This is a genomic window from Streptomyces sp. NPDC000075, assembly GCF_040301925.1.
Classification (GTDB): domain Bacteria; phylum Actinomycetota; class Actinomycetes; order Streptomycetales; family Streptomycetaceae; genus Streptomyces; species Streptomyces polychromogenes.
Window position 1 is genome coordinate 82675 of record NZ_JBEPFL010000009.1, and the last position, 14982, is coordinate 97656.

General features: G+C 69.4%; 9 protein-coding genes and 1 pseudogene. 6 read left to right on the forward strand and 4 right to left on the reverse strand.

From position 1 onward, the window contains the following. Positions 1-175: 175 nt before the first annotated feature. Positions 176-1454: pseudogene (locus ABT403_RS13470) on the forward strand (IS256 family transposase). Positions 1455-1689: 235 nt separating this feature from the next. On the opposite strand, the gene ABT403_RS13475 reads toward ABT403_RS13470, so the two are convergent. Next, a complete protein-coding gene (locus tag ABT403_RS13475; RefSeq protein WP_344151676.1) occupies positions 1690-2151 on the reverse strand; it encodes a VOC family protein in 462 nt (153 codons plus the stop codon). A gap of 935 nt (positions 2152-3086) precedes the next feature. Here ABT403_RS13475 and ABT403_RS13480 point away from each other — a divergent pair. From ABT403_RS13480 to ABT403_RS13500, 5 genes are read left to right on the forward strand one after another with little or no spacing between them, the layout of a single operon-like run. Then, positions 3087-6521 (forward strand): non-ribosomal peptide synthetase, encoded by a 3435-nt coding sequence (locus tag ABT403_RS13480; RefSeq protein WP_344151679.1) that lies wholly within the window; start codon positions 3087-3089, stop codon positions 6519-6521. Beyond that, positions 6518-7870 (forward strand): lysine N(6)-hydroxylase/L-ornithine N(5)-oxygenase family protein, encoded by a 1353-nt coding sequence (locus ABT403_RS13485; RefSeq protein WP_344151682.1) that lies wholly within the window; start codon positions 6518-6520, stop codon positions 7868-7870. The genes ABT403_RS13480 and ABT403_RS13485 overlap by 4 nt, the downstream gene beginning before the upstream one ends. After that, complete coding sequence (locus ABT403_RS13490) at positions 7867-8220, forward strand: cupin domain-containing protein (RefSeq protein WP_344151685.1); 354 nt, start codon at positions 7867-7869, stop codon at positions 8218-8220. Before ABT403_RS13485 ends, ABT403_RS13490 begins: the two co-directional genes overlap by 4 nt. Continuing rightward, positions 8217-9623 (forward strand): class I tRNA ligase family protein, encoded by a 1407-nt coding sequence (locus tag ABT403_RS13495; protein WP_344151688.1) that lies wholly within the window; start codon positions 8217-8219, stop codon positions 9621-9623. The genes ABT403_RS13490 and ABT403_RS13495 overlap by 4 nt, the downstream gene beginning before the upstream one ends. 44 nt (positions 9624-9667) lie before the next feature. Next, on the forward strand, positions 9668-10453 hold the full coding sequence (locus tag ABT403_RS13500; protein ID WP_344151691.1) for an aminotransferase class IV family protein: 786 nt from the start codon (positions 9668-9670) through the stop codon (positions 10451-10453). Positions 10454-11865: 1412 nt separating this feature from the next. Here the strand turns inward: ABT403_RS13500 and ABT403_RS13510 are convergent. The 3 genes from ABT403_RS13510 to ABT403_RS13520 form a co-directional block, all read right to left on the reverse strand. Then, positions 11866-12657 (reverse strand): glycine-rich domain-containing protein, encoded by a 792-nt coding sequence (locus tag ABT403_RS13510; protein ID WP_344151694.1) that lies wholly within the window; start codon positions 12655-12657, stop codon positions 11866-11868. A gap of 321 nt (positions 12658-12978) precedes the next feature. After that, the gene (locus ABT403_RS13515; RefSeq protein ID WP_425580111.1) at positions 12979-13143 is read right to left on the reverse strand and encodes a hypothetical protein; all 165 of its coding nucleotides are present in this window, start codon (positions 13141-13143) and stop codon (positions 12979-12981) included. 50 nt (positions 13144-13193) lie between these two features. Continuing rightward, positions 13194-14924: an IPT/TIG domain-containing protein gene (locus ABT403_RS13520; RefSeq protein ID WP_344151698.1), complete on the reverse strand. Its 1731-nt coding sequence runs from the start codon at positions 14922-14924 to the stop codon at positions 13194-13196. Between the last annotated feature and the right edge of the window lie 58 nt (positions 14925-14982).

Genomic DNA, 14982 nt, shown 5'->3' on the forward strand with positions numbered 1-14982 from the left:
CGACACCAGCCCCCTCTTCGTCCACGCTCGACATGATGGTCCGCTTCACGCCGCACCAGGAACCGAATTCGGGAGTCACTCAGGCAAGGCGGGGAGCGCCACACCTCGGGGAGGGACTGTAAGACGTTCGGTGTAACTCCCGATCATGGAAGATGCATCGATGACCAGCAACAACATGACCGAGGCCGAGACCACCGAACCGTGTGAGGCAGCGCCGGCGAAGTCTGTGGACGACCGACTGATTGACGAGCTGGTGGGCCGGGCTCAGGCCGAGGGCCTGCAGCTGACCGGCGAGGGCGGACTGCTCCAGCAGCTCACCAAGCGGCTCCTGGAGTCCGCCCTCGAGGGCGAGATCACCGACCACCTTGGCTATGACAAGCACGATCCGGTCGGGAAGAACGGCGGCAACTCACGGAACGGCACCCGCGCCAAGACCGTACTGACAGACGTCGGTCCGGTCGAGATAGCCGTGCCCCGAGACCGTGACGGCTCGTTCGAACCGAAGATTGTCCGCAAGCGGCAGAAGCGTCTGTCAGGCGTGGACGAGATGGTCATCTCGCTCTCCGCGAAGGGTTTGACCACCGGTGAGGTCCAGGCCCACCTGGCCGAGGTCTATGGCGCCGGAGTCTCCCGCCAGACGATCTCCACGATCACCGACAAGGTCCTCGAGGGCATGGCCGAATGGCAGAACCGGCCCCTCGACGCCGTCTATCCCGTGATCTTCATTGACGCCATCCACGTGAAGATTCGTGACGGCGCGGTTGCCAACAGGCCCATTTACGTGGCCTTGGCGGTCACGGCCGAGGGGCGGCTGGACATTCTCGGGCTGTGGGCCGGCGACGGCGGCGAGGGCGCCAAGCACTGGATGCACATTCTCACCGAGATCAAGAACCGCGGCGTGAACGACGTCCTCATGCTGATCTGTGACGGGCTCAAGGGCTTGCCCGACGCGAGTCGAGACCGTCTGGTCCCGCACCACCGTCCAGACCTGCGTGGTCCACCTGCTGCGGAACTCCTTCCGCTATGCCGCCCGCCAGGACTGGGACAAGATCGCGAAGGTACTCAAGCCCGTCTACTCGGCATCGACCAAGGAGGCCGCACTCGAGCGGTTCGCCGAGTTCGCCGACGTCTGGGGGAAGAAGTATCCGGCGATCGTGCGGCTCTGGGAGAACGCTTGGGAGGAGTTCACGCCGTTCCTCCGCTTCGACACCGAGATCCGCCGCATCGTCTGCACCACGAACGCGATCGAGTCCGTGAACGCGAGGATCCGGCGGGCGGTCAAGGCCCGTGGGCACTTCCCCAACGAGCAGGCCGCCCTGAAGTGCGTCTACATGGCGATCATGTCGCTCGATCCCACCGGCAAGGGCCAGGCCCGCTGGACCATGCGCTGGAAGACCGCGCTGAACGCATTCGACATCACCTTCGACGGCCGACTCTCCGCAGCCCGTCAGTAACTCCAACAACCTGAGTTACACCGCTCGTTTGACAGACCCATGCTCTGCGACATGTCGACCTCGCCATCAGACCAGATGACCTGAAGGTCGTCGTGGCGCGGGCTGGGGACGACGGGGCCAGCGCAGCGATGACCAAAACGGTGGTGGCAAGACCGCGGTGAAGAATCTTGATCACCACTCAGTGATAGCGCGCCCGCCGGGCCCCAGCCCCGCCTCAAAGCGCGATATCTCACTCTCAGCCAAACAGCTTGGCGGCGCGGTTGCGAACCTCCTCGGAGGTCAGGTCTTCCTTGTGGGTGGCGATGAACCACAGGTTGCCGAACGGGTCCTTCAGGGCTCCGCTGCGGTCGCCATAGAAATGGTCCTGAACCTGGCGGACTTGGGTGGCTCCGGCGGCAACGGCCTGGCTGCAGACCTTGTCGCTGTCCTCGACGTACAGGTGGATTGCGACGGCCGCCCCGCCGAGCGTCTGGCTTGCGGTCAGCCCTCCTTCCACGTCAGTGGGGTCGGCCAGCATCAACGTGGAGTCGCCGATCTTCAGTTCTGCATGTCCGACACGGCCGTCAGGGCTGTCAAGGCGGAACACCTCGACTGCGTCGAAGGCCTTCTTGTAGAACTCGATGGCCTTGGCCGCGTCCTTGATCCCCAGATAGGGGGCGATGCTGTGCTGTCCTTCAGGGATGGGCTTGGCCACCATGCTCTTATCTCCTGATTCGACGATTCGCTGAACCGTGTCTCCGGGCTGAGAACGCTTTCCTCGGGCGAGGTCGGACGGCTCCATGGAGCGCCGGCGACAGGCCTTTCCATTTGATCATGCCGTACCGGCCGAGGCCGGAGTCTGCCTTTCCCGTGGGATCTCACTCAATTGGCCCCAGGCGGCCGAACAGCGTCCGGTACCTCGCTCATGCTTTCGACGAGATCGCGCTGACCGAGCCCTCGCGACCGGACAATCCCGGGGCGCACCCTCGAATGGTGACGGCTCGCCTCCTCGGCCGGGTCGGATGGGTCCCCGCACCTGCTACCGAATCCTTCGTCCACACGACGCGTCAGCCATCGGTGCCCCTCCGGGTCACGAGTCGTGGCCGAGTCCACAGCCGGACCCCACGCCTCCGGCGCGGACCCCGGCGGCACTGGGCCGGCGCTGTTGCGGCTGCCCCACCGCCGCTTGCGCACCCGGCTGGCTCACACTTCGAGCCGCCGGTTTAGTCTCCCGCGAGGACGTCGGCTTCCCGCCCCACAAGATCTCACCTGACGTGAGGGCAAGTGGTGCTCTGTTTCAGCCAGCGTTGCGCAGGGGTGGGAATGTGGCCCCTTTCGCCAGTCGTCTGACTCGGACGATCTCGGTGGTTCCTCCTCCGGTCCCCGCTCGCCAGCGCGGCGGATTCCAGCTCACCGAAATGAGCGGGTCTCACCGCTCTCGATTCCGAAACTGCTCGGCGCAGGGGAAGCCCGTCCTCAAGGGGCGACGGGCGGCAGCTGTGGTGCGTCGGCATGGTGGGCCGGTAGTGATCAGGGTCGGCCGGATCGTGCCCTTCCCACCGTCAGATCTGCTGGCGACCATGGCTGAAGATGTCCATACGGCAGGTTCCCCAATCCGCAGCGCACCCTCCTCCGGAAAGACGGTGTCCGCTCATGCCTGTATTACATGAACTGCTTTCCGCTCAGGCCGTACGAGACGGGGCCGGGACAGCGGCTCTCTGCCAGGGGAAAACGCTGACGTTCGGGCAGGCCGAAGCGCGGGCGGACCGGATCGCGGCCGGTCTGGCGGCCAGGGGGGTGGGCCTGGGCAGCCGCGTGGGCCTGCACCTGTCGCGGTCGCTGCTCCTGATGCCCGCTCTGGTCGGCCTGCTGCGGGCCGGAGGCGTGTGCGTACCCGTCGACCCCGAGGACCCGGCGGCCCGCCGAAACACCATCCTGGAGTTCGCCCGCACGGACCTGGTTCTGACCGAACGCCCGCTGCTCGCGGCCCCGTACCCTCAGGGCACGGTCGTCGTCGCCGTCGAGGACCTCCTGGAGGAGGAAACGGTCTTCGATCCCGTGACCGTCCCCGACGACGCTCTCGCCTTCATCTTCTACACATCCGGCTCCACCGGCGTCCCCAAGGGCGTGATGCTCACCCACCGCGCCCTGGTCAGCGGACAGCGCTGGCTCCAGGACACCTTCGCCCTCCAGCCCGGAGAACGCCACCTGCTGCGCACCACCCTGAGCATCACCAACCTGGTGCGCGAAGTGTTCTGGCCACTGCTGCATGGCGGCACCGCCGTCATCGTCCCGCCCGGCGAGCACAAGGACCCCGACCGCCTGGTGGAGATCATCAACGCCGAAGGGGTCTGCAACCTGCTGACCGTGCCCGCCCTGATCTCCGGCATGCTCCAGAACCCGGCCTTCGCCGCCAACACCTCCCTGCGCTACGTATTCTGCAGCAGCGACGTCATGCCCGGCGCCCTGGCCGGGGAGTTCTTCGCCACCGGCCCCCGCGCCCGCCTGTTCAACATGTACGGCCTCACCGAGGCGCTGTACGCCAGCAACTTCGAGTGCCTGCCCGGGGCGACGTACGACGGGTTCGTGCCCATCGGCTACCCGGCCGAGCTCGCCCCGCTGATCCTCGACGGGGATCTGCGGCCCGCCCCGGACGGCGAGACCGGTGAGCTGTGCCTGGCCGGCACCGGCATGGCCGAGGGCTACGACCGGCTGCCCGACCTGACCGCCGCGAAGTTCACGGACAGCCCGCAGGGCAGGATCTTCCGCACCGGCGACCTCGGCCGACGTGCCGCCGACGGCTGCCTCGAACTCCACGGCCGCATGGACGACCAGGTGAAGGTGGCCGGCTACCGGGTGGAACTCGGCGAGGTCGAAGCCCGCCTCAGGGAGTTCCCCGGCGTCACCGGAGCCGTCGTCTCCGGGCACCGCGGCCATGGCGGCCACCAGCGCCTGACAGCCCACCTCACCGTCACCGGCCCCGCCCCGGTCGCCGCGGCCCTGCGCACCCATCTGGCCGCATCCCTGCCCGACTACATGATCCCCGCCGCCTTCGCGCTCGTCGACGTCATCCCCCTCACCCACAACGGCAAGGTTGACCGCCGCGCCCTCGCCGCCCAGGACGGGCAGCGCATCGAGCTGGCGGAGGAGTACCAGGAACCCCGCACCGACCTGGAGCGTTATCTCACCGGACTGTGGGCCGATGTCCTCGGCCTTCCCCGGGTGGGGGTCCACGACGACTTCCTGGCCCTCGGCGGCGACTCCATCCAGGGCTTCCTGATCGCCGCCAAGGCCAACGCCGAGGGCCTCGGTCTGAGCTCCACCCAGTTCTTTGCCACGCCCACGGTCGCCGAGACGGCCGCCCTCGTCGAGGGCCGCCGCCGTAACGGCAAGGAGAGCCGGCCCTTCGCCGCCCCCGGCTTCTCCGTCGCAGAGAGCGACCTCGCCCGCCTCCGTCGCGACGCCGCCGACCCGGACGGCATCACGAAGGTCTTCCCCCTCACCGACATGCAGAAGGGCATGCTCTTCCACTGCCTGCTCGACCCTGAGTCAGGGGTGTATGTCGAGCAGCTCCTCTACACCCTCGACGGCGAACTGGACGTCGAGGCCTTCCACCGGGCCTGGCACCAGGTCGCCCGCCGCCACGAGATCCTGCGCACAAGTATCGTCACCCGTGGTCTCACCGACCCCCTCCACGCGGTCCAGGCCGACGCCGAGCCCCAGTGGACCGTCCTGGACTGGAGCGACCACGACCCGCAGAACCAGGAGGCCGAGCTGGGGGAGTGGCTCTCCGCCGACCAGCGCCAGGGGTTCGTGCTTGAGCGGGCGCCGCTGTTCCGGCTGGCCGTCATCCGTACCGGCCCCACCCGGCACCGGCTCGTGATGACCTACCACCACCTCGTCCTGGACATCTGGTCCCTGTTCGTCCTGCTCCGCGACGCCGTTGAGATCTACCGCGCCGACCGGGACACCGCCGCCCCCATCCTGCCGCCCGCTCGCCCGTTCAGCGACTACGTGGCCTTCGTCCTCCAACAGGACACCACCGACTCCCGGGCCTACTGGACCGAACGCCTGGCCGACTACAAGGGCCCCACCCTCATCGGCCGCACCGCCCGCCCCGACCTGTCCGCCAGCGACCGCGCACTCCACGCCCGGGCCGTCCACCCCTTCGGCCCCGGGCCCACCCAGCGCCTCCTCGCCTTCGGACGGGCCAAGCGCCTGACCCCCAACTCCCTGATCCAGGCGGCCTGGGCCACTGTCCTGGCCGCGTTCACACGCAGCGACGACATCTGCTTCGGCACCACCATCACCCACCGCCCTGTCGCCCTCTCCGGGATCGAGGACATGGCCGGCATCTTCGTCAACATCCTCCCCCTGCGTCTGCGCGTCGACCCCGACACGCCGCTCACCAACTGGCTGCACCAGGTCCAGGACACCCAGCTCACCGCCCACACCCACGAGAAGTACCCGCTGCCCCTGATCCAACAGCACCCCGACCTGCCCAGCGGCCGCCTGCTCTTCGAGTCCCTGCTGGTCTTCGAGAACATCCCGCACGGCATCGGCTGGGCCGGCAGCGGCGGCCTCACCATCCACCAGGGACCGAACCGCGGCTGGACCAACTACCCCCTGACCATCGGCGTATCAGCCCAGGACGAGCTGGTCTTCCAGGTCGAATACGACCGCGCGCACTTCGACCGGGAGACCGTGGACCGGGTGATGAGCGCCTTCCTGACCACCCTGCGCACCATCGCCGACGACACCACCGAATCCCTGGGCAAGCTCCTGACCAGCGTCGACACCCCTTCACCCCGACTGCCGCACCCCGCCCCCGCCGGCCCGCCGACCGCAGCCCGCACACCCGCCACGGCCGTCACGCCGGACGAAGCCGCCCTCGCCCGGATCTGGGCGGACGCACTCGGCACCGAGGAGGTCGACATCCACAGCTCGTTCCTGGAGCTCGGCGGAGACTCCCTCACCGCCCTACGGGTCCGCACCCTCGCCCAGGAGGCCGGCTTCCCCCTCACCTTGCGCGACCTCATCGTCGACGGCGCCACCATCCACCGCCTCGCCGAACACCGTGCCGCATGACCGACGGCCCCCACACCCAGCACGGACTGCTCGGCATCGGCTTCGGTCCCTCCCACCTCTCCCTCGCCGCGCTCTGCGCATCCACCCGCAGCCCCGCCGTGCGTTCCCGCCTCCACTTCCTGGAGTCCCGTCCGTCCTTCAGCTGGCACCCGGACATGCTCCTGGACGGCACCCGCATGCAGATCGCCTTCCTCAAGGACCTGGTCACCGCACAGGCCCCTACCAGCCCCTACTCGTTCACCAACTACCTCGTCACGCACGGCCGCCTGGAGCGGTTCCTCAGCCTCGGGACGCTGCATCCCAGCCGCCTCGAATACGCCGACTACTTCGCCTGGGCCGCTCGCGCCCTGTCCCCCCACGTCACCTACGCCGCCACCGCCGTACGCATCCGCCCGGTGTCCGGTACCGACGGAAGCGTCACCCACCTGGAAGTCGACCACCGCGACGCGGCCGGCAGATCCCGCACCACCACCGCCAGGCACCTCTCCCTCGCCCCGGGCGGCCGCCCGCTCCTGCCGCCCGGCACCGCCCTCAGCCCCTCCGTCTTCCACAGCAGCACCTTCCTCTCCAGCGTTCAGCCCTTCCACCTGCGCGGCCACGACCTGCCCCACCGCTTCCTGGTCACCGGCGCCGGACAGAGCGCCGCCGAGATCTTCCGCTACCTCGCCCGCGAGTTCCCCGCCGCCGACATCACCCTCGCCCACCGCGGCTTCGCCCTCCTGCCCGCCGTCAACAGCCCCCTCGCCAACGCGATCTACGAACCCGACGCGGTCGACCTCTTCCACACCGCCGACCCCGCCCGCCGTCGCAGCCTCCTCACCGACCTGCGCACCACCAACTACGGCGCCGTCGAAGAGCAGGACATCCGGGCCATCGCCGAGCTCCTCTACGACCAGCGCGTGCACGGCACCGCGCGGCTTCGGCTGTCCCCCTTCACCGAACTCGCCGACTGCCACACCATCGGCACGCTCGCCCACGTCACCCTGCGCGACCCGCTCACCGGGCAGACCGTCCACGACCGCTACGACGCCGTCATCCTCGCGACCGGCTTCGACCACCGCGAGAGCGGTGGCCTGCTCGACGACCTCGAACCCCACCTGATGCGAGACAGCCGCTCCGAACTCCTCATCCGCCGCGACTACTCGGTGCAGACCACCCCCGGCTTCCGCCCGCGCGTCTTCCTGCACGGCGCCGCCGAACACACCCACGGCCCCACCAGTCCGGTGCTGTCCGTCCTCGCCCACCGGGCCGCCCGCATCCTCGACGCGGCCTTCGGCCCCCCACCCGACGGCAAGGCCCCCCACCCGCCGGCAGCCCACACCGACGACCTCGTAGGAGCCGACCAGTGAGCCCCCTGCCCATACAGCGCCGCGACCAGGCACCCGCCCACCAGGAACACGGCTGCACCTTCCGCCGCGTCCTGCCCTGGGACCACTCCGGCCCCTCCGACACAGGCATGGGCATCTGCACCGTGCCCCCCGCCACCCGCACCGTCCCCCACTCCCACCAGGACCTCGAACACTTCTACGTCGCCCGCGGCAAGGGCCGGGTCCACGTCGACGGTGAAGCCACCGACATAGGCCAGGGCGACGCCTTCATCATCGGCGCCCAGCAGGTCCACCACTTCGAGACCCCGGACGACCACGCACTGGAACTGGTCTCCATCTGGTCCCAGACCCCCTTCGGAACAGCCGGATGACCCGGGCCTTCCTCGTCACCGCCACACCCCCCACCCCCAACGGCGACCTGCACGTCGGCCACCTCGCCGGCCCCTACCTCGCCGCCGACGTCTTCTGCCGCGCCCAGCGCATGCTCGGCAACCGCACCCGCTACGTGACCGGCGCCGACCACCACCAGACGTACGTCGTCACCATGGCCCAGACCCAAAAACGGGACCCTGCCACCCTCGCCGCCGGATACGGCCGCGCCATCCGCGAAACCCTGGACCTCGCCCGCATCGCCATCGACGCCTACACCGAACCCGACGACGCCTACCGAACTCACGTCCAGCAGTTCTTCACCCACCTGAACCGCACCGGCCGCCTGGCCCGCCGCACCTGGACCTTCCCCTACGACCCGCGCAGCGGCCGCCACCTCCTGGAGGCCTTCGCCACCGGACACTGCCCCGAATGCCTCGCCACCACCTCAGGCGCCATCTGCGAGATCTGCGGACACCCCAACGACCCGGCCACCCTCCTGCACTGCACCGACGACCAAGGCGACGAGGCCCCCGGACAACGCGCGGTCAACATCCTCGTCCTGCCCCTGGAAGACCACCGGGACCGCATCACCGCCCACTACACGCGCCACCGCGACGGCATGCGCCCCCACGTCCTGCGCTTCGTCCGCGAGATGCTGTCCCAGCCCCTTCCGGACTTTCCCGTCAGCTACCCCGCCGACTGGGGCATCCCCGTCCCCGTCGACGGCTTCCCCGGCCAGGTCCTCAACGTCTGGGCCGAGATGCTGCCCGGCCTCACCCACGCCGCCAAGGACGCCTGGGCCAAGGACTCCGGCCACCAACTGGTGCAGTTCCTCGGCTACGACAACACCTTCTTCTTCTCCCTCGCCCACCTGTGCCTCGGCTTCGCCGCCGGCCACCTCACCGCCCCCACCGCGATCATCACCAACGAATTCCTCCACCTGGCCGGCGCCAAGTTCTCCACCACACGCGGCCACCTGGTCCTGGCCCGCGACCTCCTCGCCCGGCACGGCGCCGACGCGGTGCGCTTCGGCCTGGCCCTGGACAACCCCGAACACCAGCGAGCCGACTTCACCGAAACCGCCTTCACGCACACCGTCCGAACCCGCCTCCACCAGCCCCTCGCCGCAGTCCGCGCCGCTCTCACCGACTACGAACCCCCCGCCCACTCCACCCCGCCCCCCTTCCTGCACCGCTACCACGAACGCATGCTGCGCGCCTACACCCCCGAGACCTTCAGCCTCCGTGAGGCAGCCGAAGCCACCGCCCAACTGCTGGACCTGGCCGCCCACCGCGCCCCCGACGACCCCGCCCTCGCCCTGTTCGCCCTGCGCGCCCTCATCCAGCGCGCCGCCCCCCTGATGCCGGACCTGACCGCCGAACTCCACCACCAGTTCGGCTGAGCGTGGACTGTGTGCCACCTCCGGCCGGCTGCAAGACTGCACACGTGGCCGAACTCAACGGAACACCCGTCACCCTCGAGGACCTTCAGGCCCTCGCGCTCACGAACTACGGGCACTTCACGTTCATCCGGCTCCAGGACGGCGCCGCCCGAGGCCTCTCACTCCACCTCGACCGCCTGGTCAGGGACTGCAGCACCGTATTCGGCGTCGACCTGGACCGCGAGCGGACGCTGACCTACATCCGCAAAGCGGTCCGAGGAGTCAGCGGGGCCGTCGGCGTCCGCGTCACGATCTTCGACCCTGCACTCGACATGGGACGCCCCAGCCAAGGCCAAGATCCACACGTCCTGGTGAACCTGCGCCCCGTCGGCGCCGGCCTGCCCTCACCGCTCACCACCAGATCCTTCACCTTCTCCCGCGACAACGCTACGGTGAAGCACCTCGGCCTCCAACCACAGCTACGGATCCGCCGCGACGCCCAGCTCGCCGGCTTCGACGACGCCCTCTTCACCGAACCGGACGGCCGGATCTCCGAAGGCACCACATGGAACCCGGGCTTCGTCACCGACGACGGAACCGTCATCTGGCCCGAGGCGCCCGCACTGAGCGGCACGACCATGCTCCTGCTCCGGAGCGTGGACGCCCCGAAGCAGACCACAGCGCCCGTGCGACTCACCGACCTCCCGAACATGGCCGCCGCCTTCGCCACCAGCACGACCCTCGGAGTCCGGCCCATCAGCGCCATCGACGACCTTCGGTTCCCGAACGAGCATCCCGTCCTCACCGCACTGCACGAGGCCTACACAGCCATCCCCCCCGAGCGGCTGTAGAGGTGCGGAGCCGGTCGCATCCGCCTTACCAAGCCCGCCACCAACCAAGGCGAGGAAGTGGTCGGCCTCGCGTTCGTGGCGGCGGTGGAGCCTTCGGCAGCCGGCCGGCCAGGACACGGTCTCTCGACCACCATCGATGACGGCCGCTCGCAGCCCAGCCGTTGTGGGAACTCGTGGGACTGTAAATCGTTCGGTGTAGCTCCCGATCATGGAGGATGCGTCGATGACCAGTGAGAACGTGGCCGAGGCCGAGATCAGCGAGGCAGTCGAGCCGCAGCCCTCGAGGGCGGGGGGTCCGGCTGATCGACGAGCTGGTCTCGCGGGCTCAGGTCGAGGGTCTGCAGCATTCCGCGGCGAAGTGAGGGGCGAGGTGCCCCTTCGCGGCCGGGTGAAGACGACTTCACGCTGCCGCCCACAGAGTCTGACGAGTACGCCTACCTGCAACACATCACCGTCGAGTTCACAGACGTTGCCGGGATCCGTTGGCGCCGCGAAGGACGCGGTGTCCTGCGACGCGCCCGGCAGGGCACGGGTGGCCCGGGAGTATGGGACGCATGGGAGGACCCAGAACCCCCCGTCGTCGAGAGGGCCGCCCCGTTCCCACCGGACGTGCCGGCCGCGCCGCCACCGTCGTCCGCCCAGCCGGCGCCTTCACGACGACGAATCCGGTTCCTCTGGCCACTGGTCGTACCTATTTCTGTTGTGCTCATCGCAGGCGGCGTCTGGTGGCTCCCCCATCACTAGAGTGGCACGGCCGCAGCGGCAGCCCTTGTCATCTGGCTCAGGACATGATCGGCTGGAAAAGTCCTCGTTGGCGTCTTGTGCGCGGCGATATCCGGGTCCCGGCCGCTCCTGAACCGCATGGCAGAACTTCGGCCCGCCGTCATCACCGTGATGGCGGGCCGACCCCGGTCAAGGGGCCGGCCGAACCTGGACAAGGGGTGGCTCGTGCTGGGCCGGAGTGCAGGTGCGGCGCACCAGGTGCGGGCGAGAGTGCGGATGGTGCGCATCCGGTGCGGTGCGGGCCATCGTGGTGCGCCCGAGAGTGGAGTCCACCGTCAATCGGTGAGCGCCGCAGTGGACGCCACCCGGTGGAGGCCATTGAGTGGATTCCACTCGATGGGCTCCACTCAGTGTCGGCATCGGGCGGTCCGCTCGGCGGACGGTGCCCGGTGGCTTTGTTCACGTTTGGGAGGCGCTGAAGGCACCTCAGGTTCGAACGCCGGCCCTGCGCTGTCTGCCCGGGCGACTCGGAGGGACGTCGTACGCAAGTGGTTGAGGTGCAGGAAATCCCAGTGAGACTGATCTTGGATGTCAGCGCACCGTTCTGGGGCCCTGCCGGGGTTCACGGGTGAGGCCCCGCCCGTCGGACGGGGCCGGCCAACCTGGCGGGCGTATGTCGGGGTCCACCCCTACGAGGTGGTGTAGCTGATCAGGATGCAGCCGTCGGTGGCGGTGTACCCGTCGGTGGCGTTCTGGTGGTCCGGGGTGCCGGTCGGCCCGAGCTTGCGGTCGGCGGCTCCCTGCCCGCCGGTGCGGCCGTTGCCGGCCCCTCCGCACTGGTCGAAGTGCTGGGAGGCGAGTCCTCCGTGGCCTCCTCCGCCGGGGCTGTTGGTGGCACCGTCGCCGCCCTTCTCACCAGGGTTTCCCTGGAGCATGGTGACGTTCGTCCCGGAGCACTTCGTGTACTCTTCCGGCCCGGCTTTCCCGCCGCCGCCTCCGCTGCCGCTGGTGATGATCGGCGTGGAGCTCCTGCCGCCGTAGCCGCCGTCTCCGCCGACGGCGGAAAGAAGGTAGCTGAGCTCTCCCGACACGCCGATGGTGGACGGGGTGCCGTCACCCCCGCCGTAGCCGTCCTCCCTTGTGCCGCCGCCCTTGCCGCCCGCGCCGCCCTTGCCGACGGTGATGTCGAGGGAGCTGCCGGGGGTGACGGTGATGGTGCAGGAGACGATGGCTCCGCTGGCTCCTCCGCCGCCTCCGCCGCCGGTGAGCTGTCCGTCGTTGTTCCCGCCTCCGCCTCCTCCGCCGCCGCCCGGACCGACGGCGGTCACCTGGAGTTCGGTCACTCCGTCGGGGACGGTGAACGTCTGCGTTCCGGGGGTGGTGAACGGAGTGGTGGTCGGGACCGGTTCGGCCGCGACGGGTGTTGCCAGAAGCGGCAGAACTGCGACTGCCAGGGCCAAGGGGAAGGGATTCTTGCGCATGTCCGGAACAACGCCGAGGTCTGGGTTCGGTCACATTCGGACGGTGACGGCTCGCGTCACGGTAAAACCGCGTAGGGAGGAAGCGGCTTGCTCGGAACCGACGAGATGGCCGGGCGCGCAGACCACCTCACCCCTCACGGTGTGGTCCTGGAGGTACCTACGGCCCCCACCGGCACCGGGAGGCTGCTCTATGCGCTTGTCTTCGTCGAGCACAGCCGAGACGGGCGATCGCGAGGATTCGAACAGCGATAGCGTCCGGTGCCGCTCGAAGTCATGAACCTCTGCTGTCCGTTTCTCGTGAACAAAGCCAGCCCGGCCTCGTCACCACAGCCAGGTGTTCGAGTGCCGCATCCGGGACAGGTCGCGGGCGTCGCGGCGGGCGGCGGCGCTGCCGATGCGGTTCTGCCGGGGCCGGGGCCGGCGCGCCTGGGCGCCGTAGAACCGGCGGACACCGGCAGCCTTGAGGCGCTTGCGCTGCTTGGCCATCTCCTCCTTCTTCGCCTTGATGGACTTCGGCTTGGTGGTGCGGTGCGGGGTCAGCCGATGCGGATCAGGCCGGCGGTGGCGGTGGCGGCCTCGAGGGTGGGGCTGCCGGTGTAGGTGGCGGTGTAGCCGAGGTGGAGGAGCACGGTCACAACAGGGCAGGCACCCGTGCAGGTGGCAACACCCGCCGCGTTCGTCGTGGCGCTGCACACCGCAGTGGTCCCGACCTTGAACGCGACGGTGGCACCGGAAACGGGCTTACCAGTGGTGGTGTCGGTCAGGGTCGCGGACAGGTTGAGGTTGACGCTCAGCTGCCCGGGCGTGATGGAGATCAGCACCGGCTCGGCGGAGAGCTTCGTGGCGTCCTTGATGTACGTGTAGCGGTCGGCGGGTCCTGTGGTGCTGGTGCCGCCGGGGGTCGTGACGGTCACGTCGACCGGCCCGGCCGCGCTCGCGGCGGGCACGGTCGCGGTGATCGTGGTGTCGCTGTTCACGGTGAACGAGGCGGCCGGGGTGGCGCCGAAGGTGACCGCGGTCGCGCCGGTGAAGTGGCTGCCGGTCAGGGTGACGGAGGTGCCGCCCGCGGCGGGTCCGGTGGCGGGTGCGAGGCCGGTGACCGCTGGTGCGGGGACCCGGTAGGTGTAGCGGTCGGCGCTGTTGGTGGGGCTGGTGCCGCCGGGGGTGGTGATGGTGACGTCGACGGTGCCGAGGCTCCCGGCGGGTGCCGTCGCGGTGATGGACGTGTCGTTGTTGACGGTGAAGGAGGTGGCGGGGGTGGTGCCGAAGGTGACGGCGGTGGCGCCGGTGAAGCCGGTGCCGGTGACGGTGACGGTGGTGCCGCCCGTCGTCGGGCCGGTGGCGGGGGCGAGGGCGGTGACGGCCGGCACCGCGGCGTCGGGGCCGAGCTGGATGACGTCGAGGCTGGTCGCGCTGCTGTAGGGGGCGTTGACGACGTAGGCCCGGCTGCCGGTGCGGTTCAGGGCCAGTGTCTCGGCGGTGTTGCCGATCGGGGTGCTCGCGGTGACCGTGTTCGTCGCGGTGTCGATCTCCGACAGGGTGCCGTTGCTGATGTTGACGACGTAGGCCGTCGTGCCGGAGGGGCTGAACGCGACGCCGTAGGGCGAGCTGCCGGTGGTGATCGTCGCGGTGACGGTCAGGGCGGTCAGGTTCACCACGGAGACGGTGCTGCGGTTGGAATGGGTGGCGTAGGCGGTCGTGCCGTCGGGGCTGACGGCGAGCGCGAACGGACTCTCCGACAGGGTGACGCTGCCGGTCACCGTGTGGGTGGTGGTGGAGATGGCCGTCAGCGTGTAGTGGGACTGGGTGACAACGTAGACCTTGCTGCCGTCGGGGCTGGCCACGAGATTACGGGGGAAGGCGTCGACCGCGACGGTGGCGGTGACGGTGTTGGTGGCGGTGTCGATGACCTTGACCGAGGAGTTGGGACCCCCGCTGGCGACGTAGACCTCGGACCCGCCGGGCACCATCGTCACCCCGGTCGGGGAGACGATGCCCCCGATGGTGGCGGTGGTGGTGCCGGTGGCGGCGTTCACCACACTGACGGTGTTGTCGCCGCTGTTGGCGACGTACAGGGTCGAGCTGTCCGGGCTCACGGCTATGCCCGTCGGATAGTTGCCGACGGTGATCGGCGTGCCCGCGGTGTTGGTCGCGGTGTTCAGCACGCTGACCGTGGTGCCCGCCGGGCCTCCGAACGGCCCGCCGCCGGTGTTGGTGACGTAGGCGTGCGCGCCGTCGGGGGCAACCGCCATGTACTCGGGAGCCACTCCGAGCGGAATACTGGCAATGATCGTCGGAGTGGCCGAAGCCGGAGCAGCGGCCACC

Bases quoted from the DNA above. Each gene is read 5' to 3' on its own strand.
- ABT403_RS13475 (WP_344151676.1), bottom strand. From the start codon at position 2,151: ATGGTGGCCAAGCCCATCCCTGAAGGACAGCACAGCATCGCCCCCTAT.
- ABT403_RS13480 (WP_344151679.1), top strand. From the start codon at position 3,087: ATGCCTGTATTACATGAACTGCTTTCCGCTCAGGCCGTACGAGACGGG.
- ABT403_RS13485 (WP_344151682.1), top strand. From the start codon at position 6,518: ATGACCGACGGCCCCCACACCCAGCACGGACTGCTCGGCATCGGCTTC.
- ABT403_RS13495 (WP_344151688.1), top strand. From the start codon at position 8,217: ATGACCCGGGCCTTCCTCGTCACCGCCACACCCCCCACCCCCAACGGC.
- ABT403_RS13510 (WP_344151694.1), bottom strand. From the start codon at position 12,657: ATGCGCAAGAATCCCTTCCCCTTGGCCCTGGCAGTCGCAGTTCTGCCG.
- ABT403_RS13515 (WP_425580111.1), bottom strand. From the start codon at position 13,143: ATGGCCAAGCAGCGCAAGCGCCTCAAGGCTGCCGGTGTCCGCCGGTTC.